This window comes from Nocardioides agariphilus, assembly GCF_015352445.1.
Lineage (GTDB): Bacteria > Actinomycetota > Actinomycetes > Propionibacteriales > Nocardioidaceae > Nocardioides > Nocardioides agariphilus.
Window position 1 is genome coordinate 1 of sequence record NZ_JADKPO010000023.1, and the last position, 21,401, is coordinate 21,401.

A 21,401-nucleotide genomic window follows, 5' to 3' on the forward strand; every position below is an offset into this window, starting at 1 on the left:
AGTGTCCAGCACTTCTTCCATGGCACTTCCTCCACTTCGAACCGCTCCTGCGATTCAGGTTGGAGGTCACGCCCTTACACAGACGGTCTGACACGCCCCCCGGCCTGGGCAACTTCCCCCCGCCGCCTGGATCGCCTCAGGGATCGCCATGCTCGGCGTTACCGCCACCTTGCTGCGGATGCCAAACGACGAGGTTCGACCTCCCGCCACGCGAACCGTCGCCGATCCCGGGCAGATGACCGGGTGACGAGAGCCTCGGTCCGCGCTCAGCCCTCCCTCGGGCCGCCCATGCCGGCCTCTCGGGCCTTGACGATGGCGGCGGAGCGGTCGGAGACCTGGAGCTTGGTGAAGACGTTGGAGACGTGGTTGCGCACGGTCTTGAGGCTGATCATCAGCTCGTGCGCGATGGTGGCGTTGCCCTTGCCCGCGGCGACCAACTCCAACACCTCGCGCTCACGGTCGGTCAGCGACGGAAACGCCCCAGCGGTCGAGCCCGCTCCGCTCGCGAAGTGCGCGATGACGCGGCGGGCGATCTCGGGACCAAAGATCGCCTCGCTTGCGGCGGCGGCCTGGATCGCGCGAACGATCTCCTCCTGCTCGGCTCCCTTGAGCAGATAGCCGCATGCCCCGGCCCGCATCGCAGCGAACACCGAATCGTCGTCCTCGAACATCGTCAGGACGACGACCGCGGGGCCGGGCGCGTCGCGACGGATCCGCCGAGTCGCCTCGATGCCGTCGAGGTCGGGCATCCGGAGGTCCATCAGGATCACGTCGGGTGCCAGCGACGCGGCGAGCTCGACGGCACGCGCACCGGTCTCGGCCTGGCCGACGATCTCGATGTCGGCGGTGTCGGCGAGCATCAGCTCCAGCCCACGGCGAAACGCGGGGTGGTCGTCGGCGATGAGCAGCCGGGTCACGAGGTGGCCTCCGCCGGATGATCCATGCCGAGCGGGAGTACGGCGCGCACGAGCAGTCCTCCCTCGGGTCGGCTGGTGACGGTGCAGCTTCCGCCCAGTTCGGCGGCACGTTCGCGCATCGAGGTCCAGCCCACTCCCCGTGTTGTACCGCCGTCGGTGCCGTGGCCATTGTCGGCAACGGTGAGCTCGAAGGCGCCGTCGAGCGCGACCGCGACGCGGCAGCGGGTGGCGCCGGAGTGCCGCACGATGTTGGTCAGCGCCTCCGAGGCGATCCGGTACGCCGCCACCTCGACGGCCGCGGGCAGCGTCGGCAGCGTCTCAGGGCCGGACACTTCGATCGCCACCTCACCGCTCAACCCGACGGCGCGCTGCCTGATCGCGCCAACGAGGCCGACCTCGTCGATCGCCGGAGGACGCAGGTCGTCGACGAGCCGTCGTACCTCCCCAATCGCTGACCGCACTTCGTCCCGGGTCTCCGCAAGCAGGGCGTTCCGCTGGTCGGCGTCGGAGCGGGCCTGGGCGGCGTTGAGCTTGAGCACGATCGCCGCGAGCGAAGGCCCGACGCCGTCGTGCAGATCGCGGCGAAGCCGTCTCCGCTCCTCCTCGCGGGCTGCCACGATGCTGCTGCGCGACTCGCGCAGCTCCTTGGTGAGCCGCTCGGCGCGGACGAGTACTGCGGCATGACGAGCAAGGTCGTCGAGTAGCGATCTATCCGCGGCGCTGAGGGTCCGCCCCGCAGGAAGGTCGACTGCCAGGTCGCCGAGCCGCTCGCCGCGGTGGAGGAGCGGCACACCGGAGCCGACGGGACCGATTCGAGCCCGGTTCGCCCGTAGCGCCTCCGCGACCGCGGCCGTCACGGCGTCGATGAGGCCTTCGGGGTCGGCTGCGTCGGCGCGGTCGGCCAGAAGCCGGATCGCTTCGCGCGGCTCGGAACGCAGCCCGTACACCCAGCGCTCGATCCGACGCCGAAGGAACGAGTAGGCCGGGTGCACGGCGACCGCCACGACGCCGACCGCGAGCAGCCCGCCCACGGTGCCGTTGCCGAAGACGCGGTCGGTCGCCAGGAGCAGCAGCGCGTAGGTACTGACGACTGCCACGACCAGGAGCAGGTAGGTCAGCGTCCGGCTCAGCACGAGCTCGATGTCAAAGAGGCGATGCCGCAGGATCGCGATGCCGATCGTCGCCGGGAGCGCGACCGCGGACAGCGCCAGCGCCGCGTCGAAGACAGGCTCGCCGTGCTCGCTCCACGCAAAGTGGACCGCCCAACCGGTGAGGAGCGTGATCGGGACTGTCAGCGCCCCCCACACCAACCAGAGCAGCTGCAGCCGCTCCTCGCCGGCCGAGCGCCGCAACCGCGTGCGCACCGCGAAGAAGCTGCCGAAGATCAGCAGCGCAGTCAGCGCGAGGCCGGTCACGCCGAGCACGCCTGACACTGGCTCAGGCAGCCAGCGCAGCGGCGGGTCCGCGCCGTGGTGGGCGTCGCGGAAGCTCTCCGCGTCACCGGCCGCCCCGATGAGGAACAGCACCACGCCCATCAGGCCGGTCTGCATCCAGCGACGCCAGAACCGCGACGCCGCACGTCCGTCGGGGAGCAGATAGGCGATCAGCACCAGCCACAGGAACAGGAACACCCAGGACCCGGCGCCGAGCTGGTCGACCACGGCCCCAGGACCGTCAGCGCTCTCTTCGCCGAGGGCCAGCAACGCACCGAAGCAAACCCCGTGGGCCACCAGCAGCCAGCCGATCCGCCGCTGACGCGCGCGCAACACCAGCAGGCCGACGCCGACCGGCACCGCGGCAGCTCCCAGCGCCAGCATGGGGTTCATCCCGCCAGTGTGGACGCCGTGACCTGGCCGGGCCAGGTTCCCGGGAACAGTTCCCGGGCCGCCTGGGACATTCGGATCGTGTGCCTGGGCGAGTGGGTCGCGCACCGTAAGGGTCTCGGCGAAGGCCGCCGGGGCCTGATCGGAAGGAGCGGGACATGCCGCTCAGCAAGTTCGAGAGACTTCTGCCCTGGACCGGCGCGGTCGCCGGTCTGGCGTGGATCGGCCAGAGCTTCCTCTTCCACGAGGACACCGAGGACTTCCCGGGCAAGGCGACCACAGCTGTGATCCACGACCACCTGGCCCTGAACTACGGCGGCGTCGCCTGCCTGGTCGTCATGGGCATCTCACTGGTGTTCTTCGCGACGGCACTGCGCGGTCATATGCGTTCTGGCGAGGCGCGCGAGGCGACCTACTCCGACATCGCCTACGGCGGACTGCTCTTGGTCGCCGCGGGCCTCTCCCAGATGGTGATGTGGAACTGGGGCCTCATCAACGGAGCCGCCGACGCCAAGGACGACGCAGCACTGCACACCCTCAGTTTCGTGGGGTACTTCGGCTTCGCCGGCATGGGCATCGGGATCGCGACCACCTTCCTGGCCACCGGACTGGCAGGAATCGCCCACGCTGTGGTGCCGCGCTGGTTCGCGATCCTTACCCTCGTGCTGGGTGTCCTCAGCGCTCTGGGCACAGCCGGTATCCCACCCGGCGGGCTGGTCAACTACCTCCTGCTGCCGTTCTGGCTTATCGGCGCGGCGATCATCGTGGGCAGGCGCCAGACGGCCGCGGCGGCGCCCGCAAACCTGACCATGGCCACGCCTTGATGGTTCAAGCTTGCGCGCCGTTCTCACGAAGAGGTCCGTCTCGTTCCCAGTCGGAAACGAGACGGCCTCACCGGTAGGGGATCCCCTACCGGGACGGCCAAGCGCCCAGGTCGACGTAGCGCGAGCTGTGGAACAACCCGTGGGCATTTTCAATCTTCGCTGCATCTCGACATTCGTCGTTTCCGACCGAGGTCGGATGCCGGCAGCAGTAATGGATCAGTACCTCGAGGCCCGCGGCCGCCGCGAAGTCTGACGTTGCTGTCATTTGCGCCTGTCGGCGCTCGCGTGCACGAGGGCTCGGATTGGGCTCGGTTTGATTCGCAAACGTGCGCAACGGCGTACCGACGACTTCAGGCGAGAAGATCAGCATCTCCGCAGGTCAAAAGGCGACTTCGGGACGATGATCGCAGTCGGCCGCAAGGGATCGCGGCCACGCTCAGGCGCTTTGACGTGTTCCCGATGACCCACCACGTCGAATGCGTCGCGCTGCTGGAGAAGGCGAGGTCGCCTGGGGGACTCACGACGGGGGCGGCGACCTGACGAACACGGTGCGAGATACGTGGACAACCATGGCACCGAAGACCAGCACCCCCACGGCGAAGGCGAACCACAGCTCTACGCCGGCGATCCGACCCACCAGTGGGAGTTGGTCCGCCTGGCCGAGGTAGATGCCGGCCACCGCGTACATGCCCAACGGGAAGACGATGCTCCACAGGGTCGCCTCGTAGCGCAGTGGGACGCGGCGGCTCACGTGTCGCCACCAGCCCGCCGCCACAAGCACCGGGAACAGCCAGGTGGCGAACGCCCAGAAGACCACGGCCAGCCCGGCGATCAGACCGCGCGTCGCTTCGACCATCGGCGCATCGGCCATCTCCACGATACGAGCGCCGGCCAGTACCGTGATCGCCAGACCGCCCATGGCCACCCAGTAGGGCGGGGTCAGCTCCTCGGGGCCGAAGTCGTACAGGACCAGGCGCAACGAGACGAGCATTCCAGTAGCCGCGTAGAGGAACACCCCCACCGACCAGGAGACCACGGCCAGCAACGCGAGGGCGCTGCGACCGGTCTCGACAACTGGCTCGATCGAAGCGGCTGCGATCGTCACCGACTGGCTGGCCACCGCCCAGATGAACCAGGTGCCATTGGCCGTCGCCAGAACAGGTCGTTGCTGGTTCCCGAGGACGGCTGTCCACGGCACGACGTAACCCAGCACCAGCCAGGCACCCCCGGCGAGCGCCAGGAGCGTGGCCGTCGCGCTGTGGTAGCCCTCCATGCCGAGGCGGACGCCCAGCACGTTGGTTCCGGCCACGAAGGTGAAGAAGCCGAAGGCGCGGCGGGGGTCGAGAAAGTCCTCGTTGAATGCGCCCCGGTAGGCCACGAACCGCCAGACGGTCAGACCGAGCAGCACCACGAACGCCGTACCGCAGACCAGCAGCAGGAGCAGGGACAGGATGTCGTGGCCCTTCAACGCCATCCCGATCGAGAGAATCCCGCTAGCCATCACCAGCGCGAAATACCCCGGCGTGAGCCCTTCGACTGAAGCCCGCGCCCGCTCGATGAGGGGTTCCGACACGCCGGAAGGGTAGCGACGCACGGCGGCTTGTGCTGTCACGACCGCTTCATGCCGGAGCCCGACGACGAGGAAACGAGTTCTCGGTCAGCCGGTGGACTACGAGACCGCGATGAACTGCACGCGGAAGTCGACCGGGCCACGCTCGAGGTAGGTGATGTCGAATCGACCGGGCGAGCGCTGCTGTACCTGGTTGAGCAATGGAACCGGGTCATGGTCGGCGACGATCTCCAGGCCCGCGCCCGGAGCCACCCCGTCGAGGGCGCCGAAGATCGTGGCGTGCCGGATGGCGTGTGGGATCACACGGACGTCCAGCTCGGGGTTTCCGGGCGGGTCCACGGTGCCGCAGTCGCAGCTCGAGGCGCCGTGGCCGGTCGCCGACTCGGCGGGGTCTGCATGACCGTGTCCCTCGTGTCCGCCACCGAGCACCTCGTGCATGCCCTCGAGCAACCGGGCGATCGAGTGGTTCGGCGACGCGGCGAGCAGCGGCAGCACCTGGTCGTTCTCCTTGTCCAGGTGCACAGCGAAGAGTGCCTGGAGGGCGCGCCCGGCGGCGGCCGCCGCTACGTGTGTGTCGGCCTTCTCGACCTCGTCGACCATCGCGACGATGGCGACGTGCTCGGCGAGCATCGCATCGACCAGGAGCCGCCCCTCGGTCAGCTCACGGGCTGCTGGGTAGAGGGTCTTCTCCTCGGCCAGTGCGTGCGGCACGAGCGACTCCCGTGCCCAGGCGACGAGGCGGCGACGGGCGCTGATGGCTGCATCACCGTCGGCGGCGTTGGCGAGGTTGGCGAGGTTGGCGACGAGCAGGGTCAGCTCGCCGGACATCTGGGCGTGGTGGTTCTCGACGGCATCGATGGCCTCGGCGTCGGCCGGGTCGGAAGCGATGGTGAGGGTGGTCATGTCGGGTGTCCTCTCGAGGATCGGGTGGTGAATAATATACAGTTAATCCCGTGGAAAATAATGTGGGCCCCCCCACAGGCGTCAGCCGGGCGCCCACCGGCGCCCAGGGCCGCGTCCTGGCCGTGCTCGCGCAACGCGACTCGCCCACGACGCTGGCCGAGCTGGTCGAGATCACCGGTCTGCACGAGAACACCCTGCGCGGCCACCTCGACGCCCTCCACCAGGCCGGTCATGTCTCGCGTTTGCGCGCCACGCCGAGCGGACGCGGTCGCCCCGCCTGGTCCTACGTCGCCCGCGAGGCGCCCTACGCCGCCTTGGCCCTCGCCCTGTCCCGCGGCCTCGAGAACAATCCCGGTGCCACCGCCCGTGAGGCCGGCGCGTCCGGGGGTCGAGCCTGGGGGGAGCAGCTGCGCGAGCTGTTCGACGAGGATGGTCGATCGCCGGACGAACGACTCATGCTCGCCCTCGAGCACGTGGGTTTCGGCCCCGAGATCTCAGCCGACCGAACGTCGGTCAGGCTGACCCGGTGTCCCTTCATCGACACCGCCCGTACCCATCCCGAGGCCGTCTGCAGTGTGCACCTCGGGCTCATCACAGGGGTGTTGGGTAGGCCCCTCGACCGAGCCGCGTTGCAGCCCTTCGCCGAGCCGGGTGCGTGCCTGGTGACGCTCGCGGTGCCGGGGACGCAGGCATGACAGCGCGTCGCCCTGCGGCGCGAACGCTGTTGGCGCTCCCTGCCGGACTTGCGCTGCTGGTCGGGATCGACGCCGGCCTCGGTCTCCTGGACGCCTGGCCACCGGTGAACTCCGGTCGCCTCGGCGAGGTCCACGGGATCCTCATGGTGCTCGGCTTCGTCGGCACCCTGGTCGCCCTGGAGCGAGCGGTCGCGCTCGGTCGTCCGATCGGCTACGCGGCCCCGGCCCTGCTGGGGCTCGGGGCACTGCTGCTCGTCCCCGAACCCACCGGCGAGATCGGCGCCTCCCTGATCACCGCCGGAGCGCTCGCGCTGTGCCTGCTCTACGTCCCGCTGTGGCGGCGCAACCGTGATGACGCGGTCCTGGTGTCCGCCCTCGGCGCGGTCTGTGCCCTGGGCGGCGCACTGTTGTGGCGCGGAGGTGCGGACACCTCCCAGACCATCGCGTGGCTGGCCGGCTTCGTGATCCTGACCATTGGTGGCGAACGCCTCGAACTTGCTCGACTGGCCATGCCATCGACCGCCGGACGCGACCTGGTCCTGCTGGGCAGCGGCCTGGCGAGCGGCATCGTCGCGGCCACGCTGTGGCCGGCCGTGGGAACGCCACTGCTGGGCGCCGCACTCCTCGCGCTGACCTCGTGGCTCGTGCGTCACGACGTGGCCCGCCGCACGATCAACGGTTCGGGCCTGCCCCGGTTCGCCGCCAGCTGCATGCTGTCGGGCCAGGCCTGGCTGGTCGTCGCCGGCGTCATCTGGCTGCTGGCCGGCGCGACTGTGGAGGGAGCGACGTACGACGCCGTGGTGCACGCGGTCTTCCTCGGCTTCACGATCTCGATGATCATGGCCCACGCCCCCTCGATCCTGCCGGCCGTGACGCGGGTGCCGCTGCCCTACCGTCCGGCGATGTACGCCCCGTGGTTGCTGCTCCAGCTCTCGCTCGTCGTGCGGCTGTGGGGCGGGGACGCCCTGGGCAGCGAGCTGGCTCGTCGCATCGGCGGCGCCGGCAACGCGATCGCCCTGCTGCTCTTCCTCGCCGTCGCGATCGGCAGCGCGGTGCGTGGGGTGCCCGCGAAGCCGAGGACCACGACCGAGGGGGTGCGCTCGTGAAGACCGCGGTCGGCGCGCCGGTGCCTGAGGTCGCGTCCGGCTCGCGGGGGTTCTGGCCGTTGCGCGACCTGCCCGTCGTGTTCTGGCTGCTCGGTGTGGCCGTCGTGTCGTTGGTGCACCCTTTCATCCCGGCACCGCGCTGGCTGATGATCCACTTGCTCGTGCTCGGCGCGGCGGGCCACTCGATCCTGGTGTGGAGCCGCTACTTCGCCGACACGCTGGTGCGCCTGCCGGCTACCCCTCGGCGGGCGCAGTCCCAGCGTCTGCTCCTCTTCAACGCCGGTGTGCTTCTCGTCGCCATCGGCGTGCCCGGTTCGCTCTGGTGGCTGGTGGTCGTCGGCGCGCTCGGTATCGCGGTCGCGGTCGGCTGGCACGTGGGGACCCTCATCCGTGGTCTGCGAACCGGTTTCGCCTCGCGCTTCTCCAGCACCATCTGGTTCTACATCGCCGCCGGGGCCCTGCTGCTGGTCGGCGTCACGCTCGGCACCTGGCTAGCGGCCGATCCAGGCGAGCCACTCCACACGCGGCTGCAGCTCGCCCACGTCGCGGTCAACCTGCTCGGCTGGATCGGCCTCACCGTGCTCGGGACCACGGTCACGCTGGGCCCGACGATGCTACGCACCCGCATCGTCGAAGGTGCGGAGAAGCACTCACGGCAGGCCCTGCCCGTGCTGCTCGGTGGCATCGCGCTAGTGGTCGCCGCAGTCTGGGCGGACGTCGTAGTCCTGGTGCCTGCCGGGCTGCTCCTGTACGCCGCCGGCGTCGCGCTCGTGGCCTGGCCCCTGGGGAGAACGGCCTGGCGCAAGCCCCCGGTCTCCTTCCCCTCGTGGTCGCTGGCCGCGGGCATGGTGTGGCTGGTCGGCCTGTTGCTGGTGCTCGTCGCGCAGGTGGCGTGGGACGTGTCCCACTCCGGCTCGTGGCTTGAGGTCGGCAGGACCTTCGAGCAGTACATCCCCTACCTGGCCGCCGGCTTCGTGGCCCAGGTCCTGCTGGGCGCCTTGTCCTACCTCATTCCCGTGGTCCTGGGCGGCGGGCCGGCCGCCGTACGGGCCACGAACCGGGACCTGGATGCGGGCGGCGCGCTGCGCGTGAGCCTGACCAACCTGGGCTTGCTCGTCTGCGTGCTGCCGGTCCCGAGCCTGGTGCGCGTCGTCGCGTCCGCGCTGGTGCTGGCCGCGCTGGCAGCGTTCGTCCCGATCCTGTTGCGCGCGATCCGACTTCGTCGTGGGGCGCCCGCTGACGCCCGCGAGACCACACCTCGTCCCCACGGCCAGACCACCGGCCTGGCCGTCGTCGGGCTCGCCCTGGTCATGACGGCGGTGGCCTTCGGCGGTTCGCTGGATCCGGCCAGCCTGGGCGGGCCGCCGAAGTCGGCTGCCGACGGGGTCATCGCGACCGGGCACACCACCACCGTCACGGTCGAGGCGAAAGACATGCGCTTCACGCCCGCTCGCATCGAGGTGCCGGTCGGTGACCGGTTGGTGATCAGGGTCGAGAACACCGACCGAACCGACGTGCACGACCTCGTCCTCGAGACCGGCCACGACACCGGACGGCTCGCGCCCGGGGAGTCCGCGGTCCTCGATGTCGGGGTGGTCGGACGCAACCTCGACGGCTGGTGCTCGGTCGTCGGGCACAAGCAGATGGGCATGGTGCTGGCCATCGAGGCCGTGGGATCCCCGGTCGCCGCCACCGGTCCCGGCACGCCACCGGTGGCCGACGACCCCGGGACCGACGCCCACGGCACCGGTCACGACATGACCATGGGCGAGCCCGCCGACGGCACGGTCATCCCCGATCCCGTGCTGCCGCCGCCGGAGCCCGGACGCGTCCACCGGCACACGTTCACGGTCACCGAGCAGGGCATGGAGGTCGCTCCGGGCATCACCCAGGAGATGTGGACCTACAACGGCTCTGCGCCCGGACCGACGCTGCACGGCCGGGTCGGGGACACCTTCGTCATCCGACTCGTCAACGAGGGCGGGCTGGGCCACTCCATCGACTTTCACGCCGGTCAGCGAGCGCCCGACAAGGTGATGGTGACGATCCCGCCCGGGGAGTCGCTGACCTACCGGTTCACCGCGACCCGCGCCGGCATCTGGATGTATCACTGCTCGTCGATGCCGATGAGCGCCCACATCGCCAACGGCCTGTTCGGCGCCGTCGTGATCGACCCACCGGACTTGCCCGCCGCCGACAAGTCCTACGTGTTGGTGCAGTCCGAGCACTACTACGGGGCCGAGGGCCAGCCGGTCGACATGGACAAGCTGCTGGCCGAAGAGCCCGACGCGGTGGTCTTCAACGGCTACGTCAACGCCTACGACCACGCCCCGCTCCAGGTGAAGGTCGGCGAGCGGGTGCGGATCTGGCTGCTCGACGCCGGGCCCAACCGCCCGTTGTCGTTCCACGTCGTCGGCGGCCAGTTCGACCGGACCTGGCTCGAGGGCGACTGGCTGCTCGGCTCCGCCGAGGCGCCCTCGCGCACCGGTGGCTCGCAGGCGCTCGCGCTGGCAGTGGCCCAGGGAGGGTTCGTGGAGATGGTCTTCGACGAGCCCGGGCGCTATCCCCTGGTCAACCACGTGATGATCGACGCCGAGCGCGGCGCCCACGGCGTCATCGAGGTCACGCGCTGAGACCCTCGCCCCACACCATGCTGGCCAATGTCCGCTGATGGCAGCCGAGTAGCGCCAGGTCGTCGGGCTTATCACCGGCGCCGTCGCCGGCGTGGCCAACGACCTGACGTGGTGTGCTCGACGTGCCCGTGGCGGACCCGCCGCGCGATCTCCTCCTGGCGCTGGCGGGCGTAGTCGAGGGCGGCGAAGGTGGTGCTGGGCAGCATGACGTGCTCCTTGCTCGGGGGCCTCGGCGAGGCCACTGCCGGCACCTTGACGCCGGGCGCTGGCACCTGGCTGCCAACGCACTGTCACCCAGCGGTCGTCGGATGGGAGGTGAGCACGGTGAGCACCGCCTCACCTGCGGCGTCCAGGTCGCGTGCTGCGCCGGCGCGCCAGGAGGCGTTGTACTCCGTGGGCGCCAGCGCCGCTCGGGCCCGCCCCAGGGCGGCGGCCACCCGCTCGGCCTCGACGCCGTACGACGGCCGGTCCGGCATCCGGGTCGTGATGGTCGCCACCAGCTCCACGACAGCACGATGGGCGTCGAGTCGGTCGAGTAGCGAAGCCACGTTGCGCAGACAGGTGACGAAGAGGTTCTCGTTGCCCGAGCCCAGCCAGAACCTGACGGCCTCGGCGGTCGTGCTCACGGTCTCCTCATCGAGGGCTCCCACTCGCCCGAGCAGTGCTGTCTCGGCAACGAGCGAGACGCCGAACACCAGCCGGTTGCCCGTCGCGCCGGCCAGCTCACGCGACTCGGCGAACAGCTCCAGCGCGCGGTGGGGATCGGTGGCCGAGAGCGCTTCCGCCTCGGCGTACCAGCCCATGGCCCGGACAAGCGGGCTGTCGACGCGGTGCTCGTAGGCCCGCAGCAGGGCGATCTCGTGGGAGACGTCTCGCTCGTCGAAGGTGCGGGCCAGGAGCATCCCGGACACGCAGAGCATGGTGGCGTTCGCGTCGCCTGCGCTGGTCGCGTGCCTCATGGCGTGCTCGGCCATGCCCCAGGCCCTGTCCAGGTCCCCGACGGCCAGGGCGGTGTCCACACCGGCATGGAGGGCGAGGTAGGCGGCGGGGGAGTCCGGGCCGCCCGCGAGCGAGATGCCTCGCTCGGAGTAGTCGGCCGCGCGGTCGTGGTCGCCCACCATCCACCAGTACCAGGAGGCCACCGCCAGCACGTCCGGAGTGACCGCACTCTCGTGCCCCGACTCCACCAGCAGCCGGCCCCACGCCATGACGTCGGCGCGGACCCGGCACTCGGCCCAGGGATACAGGTCGGGGACGATGCGCGCCGCCTCGTCGACCTGGCCGGTCCGGATGGCCCAGGCGACCGACTGGGCGAACTCCGGCAACAGGGCCTCCACGCGTGCCGTCCACCGGCCGGCGTCCGACCCCGCGAGGCCGGCGCGAGCCGACGCGGCAGTGTCCGCGGCCCATCTCGCGTGAGCGAGGGCCGCCTCGTCGTGCTCGGCCTCGTCGAGCAGCCCGCGGGCGAAGGCGCGGACGGTCTCGAGCATCCGGTAACCGCCCTGGGCCGGCGCGGGCCGCACGAGCAGCGACCGCTCGACCAGACCCAGGACCTGCTCGACCGAGTCCGGGCCGAGCACGGCCTCCGCGGCGTCGAGGTCGAACGGGCCGGCGAACACCGCGAGCCGTCGTAGCGACCGCTGCAGATGAACGTCGAGCAGGTCGTAGGACCAGGCGATCGTGTCGACCAGCGTCTGGTGGCGGGCGGGGGCGCGGAGGTGGTGGGAACGCAGGAGATCGAGCCGTTTGTCGAGCCGGTCGCGCAGCGTGGCCAGGCTGATCACGCCGACTCGGCTCGCCGCGAGCTCGATGGCCAGAGGGAGACCGTCGAGTCGGCGGACGAGCTCGGCAGCGTCGTGGACGACTTCCGGCGTGGCCTCGAGGTCGGGAGCTGACGCGCGTGCTCGCTGGAGGAACAGCGCCACCGACGGTACGTCTGGGTCCTCAGCACCTGCCCCTGGCAGCCGGAGTGGCGCCAGGGGATAGACCTGCTCGACGGGGAGCCCGAGCCGCTCCCGGCTGGTGGCGAGGACCCGGATGCCCGCCCGGCGGCGACGATCTCGGTCACCAGGTCACTGGCCGCTGCCAGCACGTGCTCGCAGTTGTCCAGGACGAGCAACCCCGACGCTGTCTGCGAGCGGCGGCGCAGCGCGGCCTCGGCCGTGCCTCCGGGGAAGACCTCGACCTCCAGGGCGGTCGCGACCACCGCGCGCACGCCTGCCTGGCTCGAGACGCTGGTCAGGTCGCACCACCAGGCAACCTGCTCGGCGCCGCTGACCGCACGCGCCACGGAGGTCTTCCCCACGCCTCCGGGCCCCACCAGCGTGACGCAACGATGGCGCGTGGTGAGGGTGCGCACCTGGTCGATGTCCTCGTCCCGCCCGATGAGCGTGACGGACGGGTCACCGGGCACGTCACTGGCCACGTCACCGGTGGGGTCTGGGACGTCTGGTCGCGAGGCTTCCGAAGCGCGTTCGAGGATGCGACGCTGGGCCTCGACCAGCTCGGGCGAAGGATCCAGCCCCAGCTCCTCGGCCAACGCGACCCGGTGGTCGGTATAGACCGACAAGGCCTCGGCCGAGCCGCCGAGGCGATGGAGTGCCCGCATCAGCAGCAGCGAGTGTCGGTCTCGCAGGGGCTGCTCGGCGACGAGCTGACGCAGCTCGTCGGCCGCCTCACGTGCGCGGCCCAGCTTCAAGAGCAGCTCCGCGCGCTCCTCACGGGCTGCCAGTCGACCTTCCTCCAGGCGCAGCGCCTCACCCTGGGCGATGTCGGCGGCCAGCCCTGCCCACGCGGTCCCGCGCCACAGCGCCAGCGCCTCGTCGTAGGCCGCCAGCCGACGGCCGTCCTCGAGCGCGCGCGCCTGCGTCAGCGCCGCGGCGAACTGATCCGCGTCGACGACAACACCTGCCAGGTCCAGCCGGTAGCCGACCGCCGTGCGCGCGATGCGCGAGCCCTCCGGGCCGAGTGCGCGACGCGCGCGACCGACCGTGGTGTGCAGGGCGGCGCGCGCGTCCACGGGGAGTTCCTCGCCCCACACGTCGTCGACGAGTCGGTCATCGGTGACGACCTTCCCTCGGGCCACGAGCAGCGAGGCGAGCAACCGCCCGGGACGACCAGCGGGGAAGGGCAGCTGCTGACCGTCGACCCTCAGGTGAGGGTCACCCAGGACGAACACATCCATGGCGCTCACCTCCCTCCACGCACGTACGGCTGCCTCCTGACACGCAGGTCCAGACATTGTCAGCCAGCCGTGAGCGCCCTGTCAGCGCCGCCGCCGAGGCTCTGGGCGACCAAGAACCGTCACTCACATCGGAGCACCCATGACCACCCACATTGCTGACCTGACTGCTGGCGATACTGCTGGCGCCTACGGCACGTCCCCGGAGCGCAGCGAGGAGGAGACCGGCGCTCTCGCCGACCGAGTCTTCGCCTCGGTGCTCGGGGCTCTCGACGTCCTCACGATCCACATCGGGGACCAGCTCGGTCTCTATGACCTGCTCCACCGTCGCGGCCCTCTCGGCGTCGCCGACGTCGCGGACGCGACCGGCGTCCACCCGCGCTACACCCGCGAGTGGCTCGAGCAACAGGCGGTCGCCGGCATCATCGAGGTGCTCGACCCGACAGTGCCTGCCGACCAGCGGCGCTACTGGCTGAGCGAGGCGCACGCGGCCGTGCTCAGCGACCGCGACAGCCTGGCCTACGCCACCCCCTTCGCCCGGATGGTGGCTGCGGCCGCAGCGCAGCTGCCCCAGCTGCTCGACGCATATCGGACCGGCGACGGGGTCAGCTGGGAGGAGTACGGCGAGCTGATGCGCACGGCACAGGCTGAGGCCAACCGCCCCCTGTTCCTGCAGGTGCTCGGCTCCGACTGGCTGCCGTCGGTGCCCGGAGTCGATGCCGAGCTCCGAGACGGCGGACGGGTCGCCGACATCGGCTGCGGCGAGGGGTGGTCCTCGATCGGCATCGCCCGTGCCTACCCGGCCGTCACGGTCGACGGGTACGACGTCGACGCGGACTCGGTCGAAGCGGCTCGCCGCCATGCGGAGGCCGAGGGCCTGGGTGACCGGGTGCGGTTCACCCTCGTCGACGCCTCGAGCGTGCCCGCATCGGGGGAGTACGACCTGGTGACCGCCTTCGAGTGCATCCACGACCTCCCTGACCCGGTCGGCGTCCTGCGCTCCGCGCACCGGATGGTCAAGCCCGGGGGCACGGTGCTCGTCATGGACGAGCGCATGCCGGAGACGTTCACCGGGCCGGGAGCCGCCGTCGAGCAGCTCATGTACGGCATCTCGATGCTGGTCTGCCTGCCCGACGGCCTCTCCCACTCCGGGTCTGTCGGCACCGGCACGGTCATGCGTCCGGACACGCTGCGCGGGTACGCCCGTGACGCCGGCTTCGACGACATCGAGATCCTGCCGATCGAGCACGACATGTTCCGCTTCTACCGGCTGCTCGGCTGAGCCGGATGGCCGTCGAGCGGAGGCGGACGGGCCGGCTGAGTGACTGGGTCGTGGCTCATCCCGTCTGGTGGGGCCTGGTCTCGGGAACCGCGCTGGTGCTGCTCGGCTTCGTGCTGGGCCTGGCTCCGATCGTGGTCATGGGCGCTGGTGCGGCCGTCGGCCTGCTCAACGTCGTTCATGCCAGGAAGCGCGGATACTGTCCGCTTCCGGCCCAGACGAGGTCTCGCCCGATGGGGTCCCAGACCCAGGAGTCCCGTACTCACCGACGGGTGCGATCTCGTCCTGAGGTACGACGACGAGGCACCTGAGTGGGAGGGGCGGAGCGCGGGCGCGACCTAGCGTCGATCACATGCGCTGGATCGCCGCCGTCCTCCTCGGCACGTACTCCTATGGGGTCGCCATGCTCACCCTGGGCAGCTCCTCGGAGGTGGTCTGGGCCTACGGCATCACCGATCGCCTCTACGCGATGACCGAGCCGCAGGCCAACGTGGCGCTGTTCGTCCCGGCGGGCTTCCTGCTCACGATCGTCTTGCTGCGTCCGCTGCTCGCCACTGCGGTCTGCCTGGTCGGATCGGCTGGGATCGAGTGGTTCCAGGCGGAGTACCTGCCGTGGCGGGTGGCCGACGCCGACGACATCGTGCACAACGGGCTCGGCGGCCTGATCGGCGCGGTCCTCGCCTGGCCGGTCGCCTGGGCGCGGGTCCAGGTGGCGCATAGACGCCGGAGTGCGCCCGTGACCCCGACCCTGGGCCGCACTGCCTGAGGAAACGGTGGCATGGTGTCGAGGTGGCCACCTCGAAGTACGCACACGTCGAACGGGAGCGGCGGTGGCTGCTCGCCGCCGTACCCGACCTTCCGGAGCACGCACGCAGGCTCGACATCGTCGACCGCTACGTCAGCGGGACCCGACTCCGCCTGCGCGAGGTGACCGAGGCCGGCCTGGTGACGCGCAAGCTGGGCCAGAAGGTGCGGCTCGGCCAGGGCGCTGGCGAGGTCGCGCACACCTCGATCTACCTCGACCAGGCCGAGTGGGATCGGCTCGCCACCCTGCCGGCGGCAGAGGTGAGGAAGGCGCGGACCCTGGTGTCCCACGTCGAGGGCATGGTCGCGGTCGACGTCTTCGGCGGCCACCTGGCCGGCCTCGTCCTTGCGGAGGTCGACGCGGGGGAGGGCCAGCCCTGGGATCTGCCCGCCTCCTACGGGATCCTCGGCGAGGTCACCGGGGACGAGGCTTTCACCGGGGGTGCGCTGGCCCTGGCCAGGTAGGGCATCGGGAGAGTCGCCTATGATATCTTGACGTCAAGATACTTCGCGGAGTCCACCGTCGAGGACCCCGGCAGACACACACCTCCGGGCAGCGGCAAGATGGCACGCGGAACCCCCACGAACTGATCGAGGAGATGGCGGATGGCCAGCCAGGACAGCTTCGGTGCCAAGAGCACGCTCGACGTGGACGGCAAGTCCTACGAGATCTACCGGCTCGCGGCCGTGACAGGCGACGGCCTCGACGTCGAGTCGTTGCCGTTCAGCCTCAAGGTCCTGCTCGAGAACCTGCTGCGCACCGAGGACGGCGCCGACATCACGGCCGACCATGTCCGGGCGCTGGCGGGGTGGGACGCCGACGCACAGCCCGACAAGGAGATCCAGTTCACTCCGGCGCGCGTGATCATGCAGGACTTCACCGGGGTGCCGTGCATCGTCGACCTGGCCACCATGCGCGAGGCGATGGCCGACCTCGGCGGTGACCCGTCCAGGATCAACCCGCTCGCGCCGGCCGAGATGGTCATCGACCACTCCGTCATCGCCGATGTCTTCGGCACCGCCGAGGCCTTCGGCCGCAATGTCGAGATCGAGTACGAACGCAACCGTGAGCGCTACCAGTTCCTGCGCTGGGGACAAGGTGCCTTCGAGGACTTCAAGGTCGTTCCCCCCGGCACCGGCATCGTCCACCAGGTCAACATCGAGCACCTGGCTCGGGTGGTCTTCACGCGAGAGGTCTCGACAGGCTCGACCGACGAGAAGGTGACCGTCGCCTATCCCGACACCTGCGTCGGAACCGACTCCCACACCACGATGGTCAACGGCATCGGCGTGGTCGGCTGGGGAGTCGGTGGCATCGAGGCCGAGGCCGCGATGCTCGGCCAGCCGGTCAGCATGCTGATCCCGCGGGTGGTGGGTTTCAAGCTCAACGGCGACCTCCCCGAAGGTGCGACCGCGACAGACCTGGTGCTCACCATCACCGAGATGCTGCGCAAGCACGGCGTGGTCGGCAAGTTCGTGGAGTTCTACGGTCCCGGCGTCTCAGCGCTGCCCCTCGCCAACCGCGCCACGATCGGCAACATGAGCCCGGAGTTCGGGTCCACGATCGCGGTCTTCCCGATCGACGAGCAGACCATCGACTACCTGCGGCTCACCGGTCGCTCGCCGGAGCAGCTCGCGCTGGTCGAGGCCTATGCCAAGGAGCAGGGGCTCTGGCACGACCCTGCCGCCGAGCCGCGGTTCTCCGAGAAGCTCGAGCTCGACATGTCGACCGTCGTGCCCAGCCTGGCCGGGCCCAAGCGGCCGCAGGACCGGGTCGCGCTCTCCGACGCCAAGCAGTCCTTCCGCGCCGCACTGGCCGACTACACCGACGACAAGGCCCCCGTGGATCAGCAGAGTGAGGAGGGGTACGACGAGGCGGTCGCCGAGTCGTTCCCGGCCTCGGACTCGCCGTCTCATGAGGGCAGCAACGGCTCCGCCCCGCCCACCGACAGCATGAGCGCCGTCGGCACCGGTGGGGGCCGACCCTCCAGGCCGGCCACGGTCACGATCGACGGCACGACCTGCGTGATCGACCACGGCGCGGTCGCCATCGCGGCGATCACCTCGTGCACCAACACCTCCAACCCCTCGGTGATGATCGGCGCCGCCCTGCTGGCCAAGAAGGCCGTGGAGAAGGGCCTGCAGCGCAAGCCGTGGGTGAAGACCACCCTCGCGCCCGGCTCGAAGGTCGTCAGCGACTACTACGAGAAGTCCGGCCTGACGCCCTACCTCGACAAGCTCGGGTTCAACCTCGTCGGCTACGGCTGCACCACCTGCATCGGCAACTCCGGCCCGCTCATCCCCGAGGTCAGCAAGGCGGTCAACGACAACGACCTCGCGGTCGTCTCGGTGCTGTCGGGCAACCGCAACTTCGAGGGCCGGATCAACCCCGACGTGAAGATGAACTACCTCGCCTCACCGCCGCTGGTCGTGGCCTACGCGCTGGCCGGCTCGATGGACGTCGACCTGTTCAACGAGCCGCTGGGCCAGGACACGGACGGCAACGAGGTGTTCCTGCGCGACCTCTGGCCGACGCCGACGGAGATCGAGGAGGTCATCGCCTCGGCGATCACCTCCGACATGTTCACCAGCGACTACGCCGACGTATTCGCTGGCGACGAGCAGTGGCGCGCGCTGCCGACGCCCGACGGTGACACGTTCGCATGGGACCCGGACTCGACCTACGTCCGCAAGCCTCCGTACTTCGACGCGATGCCCCGCCAGCCTGAGCCGGTCCGCGACATCGAGGGCGCCAGGGTGCTGCTCAAGCTCGGTGACTCGGTCACGACCGACCACATCAGCCCGGCAGGTGCGATCAAGAAGGACTCGCCGGCCGGTCGTTACCTCGGCGAGCACGGTGTCGAGCAACGCGACTTCAACTCCTACGGGTCGCGGCGCGGCAACCACGAGGTGATGATCCGCGGCACCTTCGCCAACATCCGGCTGCGCAACCAGCTGGCGCCCGGCACCGAGGGTGGCGTAACGCGGGACTTCACCCACGGGGGAGAGGTGACCTCGGTCTACGAGGCTTCCGAGCACTACCTCGCCGAAGGCACCCCGCTCGTCGTGCTCACCGGCAAGGAGTACGGCTCCGGCTCCTCGCGCGACTGGGCCGCCAAGGGCACTGCGCTGCTCGGGGTGAAGGCCGTGATCGCCGAGTCCTACGAGCGGATCCACCGATCCAACCTGATCGGCGTGGGGGTCTTGCCGTTGCAGTACCCCGACGGCGAGAACGCCGAGTCGCTGGGGCTGACGGGCGAGGAGACCTTCTCGATCACCGGCGTCACCGCGCTCAACGACGGCACCACCCCGCGCACGGTCAAGGTCACCGCCGACGGCAAGGAGTTCGAGGCCGTCGTCCGGATCGACACCCCGGGCGAGGCCAACTACTACCGCAACGGCGGCATCATGCAGTACGTGCTGAGGAGCCTGCTCAACGCCTGACCTCCAGCCGGTCCAGCAGCCAGGCGGCGACCGCAGCCTCGTACGCCAGGTGGTCGAGGCGGCCGCTCGGGCCGACGTGGGAGCCGGTGCCGAGCTCCACGCGGAACAGGCACTGCCGCGCCCAGTCGGGGTCGGTCTCGCGCAACCTGGCCACCCACTTCGCCGGCTCGTGGACGAGCACGCGGGTGTCGTGGACCGCGCCGGTGACCATCAGGTCGGGGCGGCCGCCGGCGGGGGGCGGGTTGTCGTACGGGGAGTAGGCGAGCATGGCGTCGAAGTGCTCGCGCACCCTGGGGTCTCCCCACTCGTCCCACTCGTTGACGGTGAGCGGGAGCGAGTCGTCGGACATCGAGGTGATGACGTCGACGAAGGGCACCTCGGCGAGCACCGCGCGCCAGCGGTCCGGTCGCTGGCTGAACACCGCGCCCTGCAGCAACCCACCGGCGCTCAGGCCACGGGTCGCGATGCGTGTCGGGTCCACGAGTCCGGCTTCGGCGACCCCGTCGGCGACCGCGAGCAGGTCGTCGAAGGTGTGCTGCTTGGCCGTCAGCCGGCCGTCGAGCCACCAGTGCCGCCCGCACTCACCGCCGCCGCGGATGTGGGCGTGCACCAACACGACACCTCGGTCGAGGAACGACGCCCACTTCTCCTCCCACTCACGCTCCCAGGAGTACTCGTAGGCGCCATAGGCCCAGATCAGCGCCGGCGCCGACCCGTCGAGTGGGGTCTCCCGGTGACGGACTATCGTCGCCGGCACCTCGACGCCACCGACCGACGAGAAGCTGCGGACCTCGGTGACGTACGCCGACGGGTCGTGGTCGCCGGCGCCGTCGCGGTGACTGTCGGTGACCGCCCCCGTGGCCAGCGCCACCTCGGCGTGCACGACCGGGTTGACGTGGGACTCGTCGATGATCGCGACGGACGCCGCGTCGTACCAGGTGTTGCGTGCCAGCCGGATCTCGCCGCCCGTGAACCGGCTGTGGACCTCGATGCCGGCGCCGGCCAGGTCACCGATCGGCAGCACCCGCAGCATCCGGTCACCGCCCCGGCGGAAGGTCGCCACGACAGCGTCGCCGAACGCGTCGACCCGCTCGAACCGCTCCGCGGGGTCCTCGGCACGCTCCTCGACCCAGCTGGTGTGGTCCTGTCCACCCGCGGGCGGGAGCGGACACGAGACCAGCCGGAACTCGACGGCCTCGTCGTCGGTGACCAGCAAGAACCCGGAGTCCCGCACGTGCTCGGCCCGGTACTCGACGCCCCCTCGTCGGCCGCCGAGCGACCGGGCTCGCAGGTCGACGCCGGACGGGTCGACGTACCAGCTCTCGGAGGTGTCGCGGCTCTCGGCGAGGACCACGATCGCCTGCTCGCTGCGACAGCGCCTGACCGTCACCTCGAAGCGGCGGTCGGGCTCGACCAGCACGTCGACGTCGTCGCTCGGCGGCGTGCCCAGACGGTGCAGGCGGACCCGCTCCTGGCGCCAGGAGTCGTCGAAGACGGTGTAGAGGAAGCCCGATGAGTCCGAGAGCCAGGCGCCGGTGTAACCGGTGCCCTCGACCACGTCGGGTAGGTCGGCACCGCTGCGCAGGTCGCGGAACCGCAGCGCGAACACCTCGTCGCCGCTGGTGTCGACCGAGTAGGCCAGCAGGTCCTCCGACGGCGAGACGATGGTCAGCCCGAGGTCGAGGTAGCCCGTGCCCGCGTCGAGGGAGTTGATGTCCAGCACCACCTCTGCGTCCTGCGCCGGGTCCGCGACACCGACGAAATCGTCGTCCGGTACCGCGATTTGCCGTGATTTCGTGGCCCCTGAGGCCGAATCGTGACGACTTTCTCGCCAGATCACGCCGTAGTCTCTGTTTCTCGCGTCCCAGGTGTAGTAGGAAAAGCGCATCCGCGACCAGGTTCCTGATCGACGCCGCTCGGGAACCCTCGCCACCATCTCGGACCGCAGCACCGACGTCAGGGAGTCAAGATGAGTCGTCGCCAGGTCGCACCACGCACGTTCGGCAGCCAGATGATCCACCAGCTCCTGCGGGTGCTCGCCGTCCACCGGGGACATCCACGCGTAGGGGTCGGAACGGCTGACGCCGTGCAGGACGTGGTCGTGGGCAACTCGGCGAGCCACTGGCGCAACGGTCGGTTCATCGGTCAGGGAGTCGGACACAGGCCGCACCGTAGCGGCCCCGTCCGGATCATGGCTGCCCTCGCGCTGCTCGGTGCGCTGC

At 70.3% G+C, this 21,401-nt stretch carries 18 protein-coding genes; 9 read left to right on the top strand and 9 right to left on the bottom strand.

Annotation, left to right across the window (positions count from 1 at the left end):
• Window positions 1–266: 266 nt before the first annotated feature.
• Both ISU10_RS15985 and ISU10_RS15990 read right to left on the bottom strand, forming a co-directional pair.
• Entirely contained in the window at window positions 267–917 is a 651-nt protein-coding gene (locus ISU10_RS15985) for a response regulator transcription factor (RefSeq protein ID WP_194697417.1), read from the bottom strand.
• Window positions 914–2,743 carry a sensor histidine kinase gene (locus tag ISU10_RS15990; RefSeq protein ID WP_194697418.1) on the bottom strand — a complete coding sequence of 610 codons (1,830 nt, stop codon included), beginning with the start codon at window positions 2,741–2,743 and terminating at the stop codon, window positions 914–916. Before ISU10_RS15990 ends, ISU10_RS15985 begins: the two co-directional genes overlap by 4 nt.
• A gap of 155 nt (window positions 2,744–2,898) precedes the next feature.
• Between ISU10_RS15990 and ISU10_RS15995 the strand changes: the two genes are divergently transcribed.
• Window positions 2,899–3,564, top strand: coding sequence for a hypothetical protein (locus tag ISU10_RS15995; RefSeq protein ID WP_194697419.1), 666 nt, complete (start codon window positions 2,899–2,901; stop codon window positions 3,562–3,564).
• 85 nt (window positions 3,565–3,649) lie between these two features.
• Here ISU10_RS15995 and ISU10_RS16000 read toward each other — a convergent pair whose 3' ends face one another.
• From ISU10_RS16000 to ISU10_RS16010, 3 genes are all read right to left on the bottom strand, one after another.
• Complete coding sequence (locus ISU10_RS16000) at window positions 3,650–3,934, bottom strand: hypothetical protein (protein WP_194697420.1); 285 nt, start codon at window positions 3,932–3,934, stop codon at window positions 3,650–3,652.
• Between the two features lie 147 nt (window positions 3,935–4,081).
• Window positions 4,082–5,137 (bottom strand): tellurite resistance/C4-dicarboxylate transporter family protein, encoded by a 1,056-nt coding sequence (locus ISU10_RS16005; RefSeq protein ID WP_194697421.1) that lies wholly within the window; start codon window positions 5,135–5,137, stop codon window positions 4,082–4,084.
• A 96-nt stretch (window positions 5,138–5,233) separates the two neighbouring features.
• Entirely contained in the window at window positions 5,234–6,037 is an 804-nt protein-coding gene (locus tag ISU10_RS16010) for a DUF2249 domain-containing protein (RefSeq protein WP_194697422.1), read from the bottom strand.
• Between the two features lie 62 nt (window positions 6,038–6,099).
• On the opposite strand from ISU10_RS16010, the gene ISU10_RS16015 reads away from it, so the two are divergent.
• Genes ISU10_RS16015 through ISU10_RS16025 form a run of 3 tightly spaced genes read left to right on the top strand, consistent with a single transcriptional unit; the run spans window position 6,100 to window position 10,471 of the window.
• Window positions 6,100–6,732 (top strand): helix-turn-helix transcriptional regulator, encoded by a 633-nt coding sequence (locus tag ISU10_RS16015; protein ID WP_194697423.1) that lies wholly within the window; start codon window positions 6,100–6,102, stop codon window positions 6,730–6,732.
• Entirely contained in the window at window positions 6,729–7,838 is a 1,110-nt protein-coding gene (locus tag ISU10_RS16020) for a DUF8744 domain-containing protein (protein ID WP_194697424.1), read from the top strand. The genes ISU10_RS16015 and ISU10_RS16020 overlap by 4 nt, the downstream gene beginning before the upstream one ends.
• Window positions 7,835–10,471, top strand: a complete 2,637-nt coding sequence (locus ISU10_RS16025; protein WP_370865504.1) for a multicopper oxidase domain-containing protein — start codon at window positions 7,835–7,837, stop codon at window positions 10,469–10,471. The genes ISU10_RS16020 and ISU10_RS16025 overlap by 4 nt, the downstream gene beginning before the upstream one ends.
• Before the next feature lie 71 nt (window positions 10,472–10,542).
• On the opposite strand, the gene ISU10_RS23625 is transcribed toward ISU10_RS16025, so the two are convergent.
• From ISU10_RS23625 to ISU10_RS16030, 3 genes are all read right to left on the bottom strand, one after another.
• Entirely contained in the window at window positions 10,543–10,677 is a 135-nt protein-coding gene (locus ISU10_RS23625) for a hypothetical protein (protein WP_267239177.1), read from the bottom strand.
• 84 nt (window positions 10,678–10,761) lie between these two features.
• Window positions 10,762–12,255: a winged helix-turn-helix domain-containing protein gene (locus ISU10_RS24360; protein WP_503128332.1), complete on the bottom strand. Its 1,494-nt coding sequence runs from the start codon at window positions 12,253–12,255 to the stop codon at window positions 10,762–10,764.
• A complete protein-coding gene (locus ISU10_RS16030) occupies window positions 12,252–13,655 on the bottom strand; it encodes an AfsR/SARP family transcriptional regulator (RefSeq protein WP_194697425.1) in 1,404 nt (467 codons plus the stop codon). The genes ISU10_RS24360 and ISU10_RS16030 overlap by 4 nt, the downstream gene beginning before the upstream one ends.
• A gap of 139 nt (window positions 13,656–13,794) precedes the next feature.
• Between ISU10_RS16030 and ISU10_RS16035 the strand changes: the two genes are divergently transcribed.
• The 5 genes from ISU10_RS16035 (at window position 13,795) to ISU10_RS16055 (ending at window position 19,179) form a co-directional block, all read left to right on the top strand.
• Window positions 13,795–14,934 (top strand): class I SAM-dependent methyltransferase, encoded by a 1,140-nt coding sequence (locus ISU10_RS16035; RefSeq protein WP_194697426.1) that lies wholly within the window; start codon window positions 13,795–13,797, stop codon window positions 14,932–14,934.
• A gap of 50 nt (window positions 14,935–14,984) precedes the next feature.
• Window positions 14,985–15,242: a hypothetical protein gene (locus tag ISU10_RS16040; RefSeq protein WP_194697427.1), complete on the top strand. Its 258-nt coding sequence runs from the start codon at window positions 14,985–14,987 to the stop codon at window positions 15,240–15,242.
• Window positions 15,243–15,283: 41 nt separating this feature from the next.
• Window positions 15,284–15,697 (top strand): VanZ family protein, encoded by a 414-nt coding sequence (locus ISU10_RS16045; protein ID WP_194697428.1) that lies wholly within the window; start codon window positions 15,284–15,286, stop codon window positions 15,695–15,697.
• 23 nt (window positions 15,698–15,720) lie between these two features.
• Window positions 15,721–16,200 (top strand): CYTH domain-containing protein, encoded by a 480-nt coding sequence (locus ISU10_RS16050; RefSeq protein ID WP_194697429.1) that lies wholly within the window; start codon window positions 15,721–15,723, stop codon window positions 16,198–16,200.
• A 141-nt stretch (window positions 16,201–16,341) separates the two neighbouring features.
• Window positions 16,342–19,179 carry an aconitate hydratase gene (locus tag ISU10_RS16055; protein WP_194697430.1) on the top strand — a complete coding sequence of 946 codons (2,838 nt, stop codon included), beginning with the start codon at window positions 16,342–16,344 and terminating at the stop codon, window positions 19,177–19,179.
• On the opposite strand, the gene ISU10_RS16060 is transcribed toward ISU10_RS16055, so the two are convergent.
• Complete coding sequence (locus tag ISU10_RS16060; protein ID WP_370865506.1) at window positions 19,169–21,349, bottom strand: prolyl oligopeptidase family serine peptidase; 2,181 nt, start codon at window positions 21,347–21,349, stop codon at window positions 19,169–19,171. The genes ISU10_RS16055 and ISU10_RS16060 overlap by 11 nt on opposite strands.
• Between the last annotated feature and the right edge of the window lie 52 nt (window positions 21,350–21,401).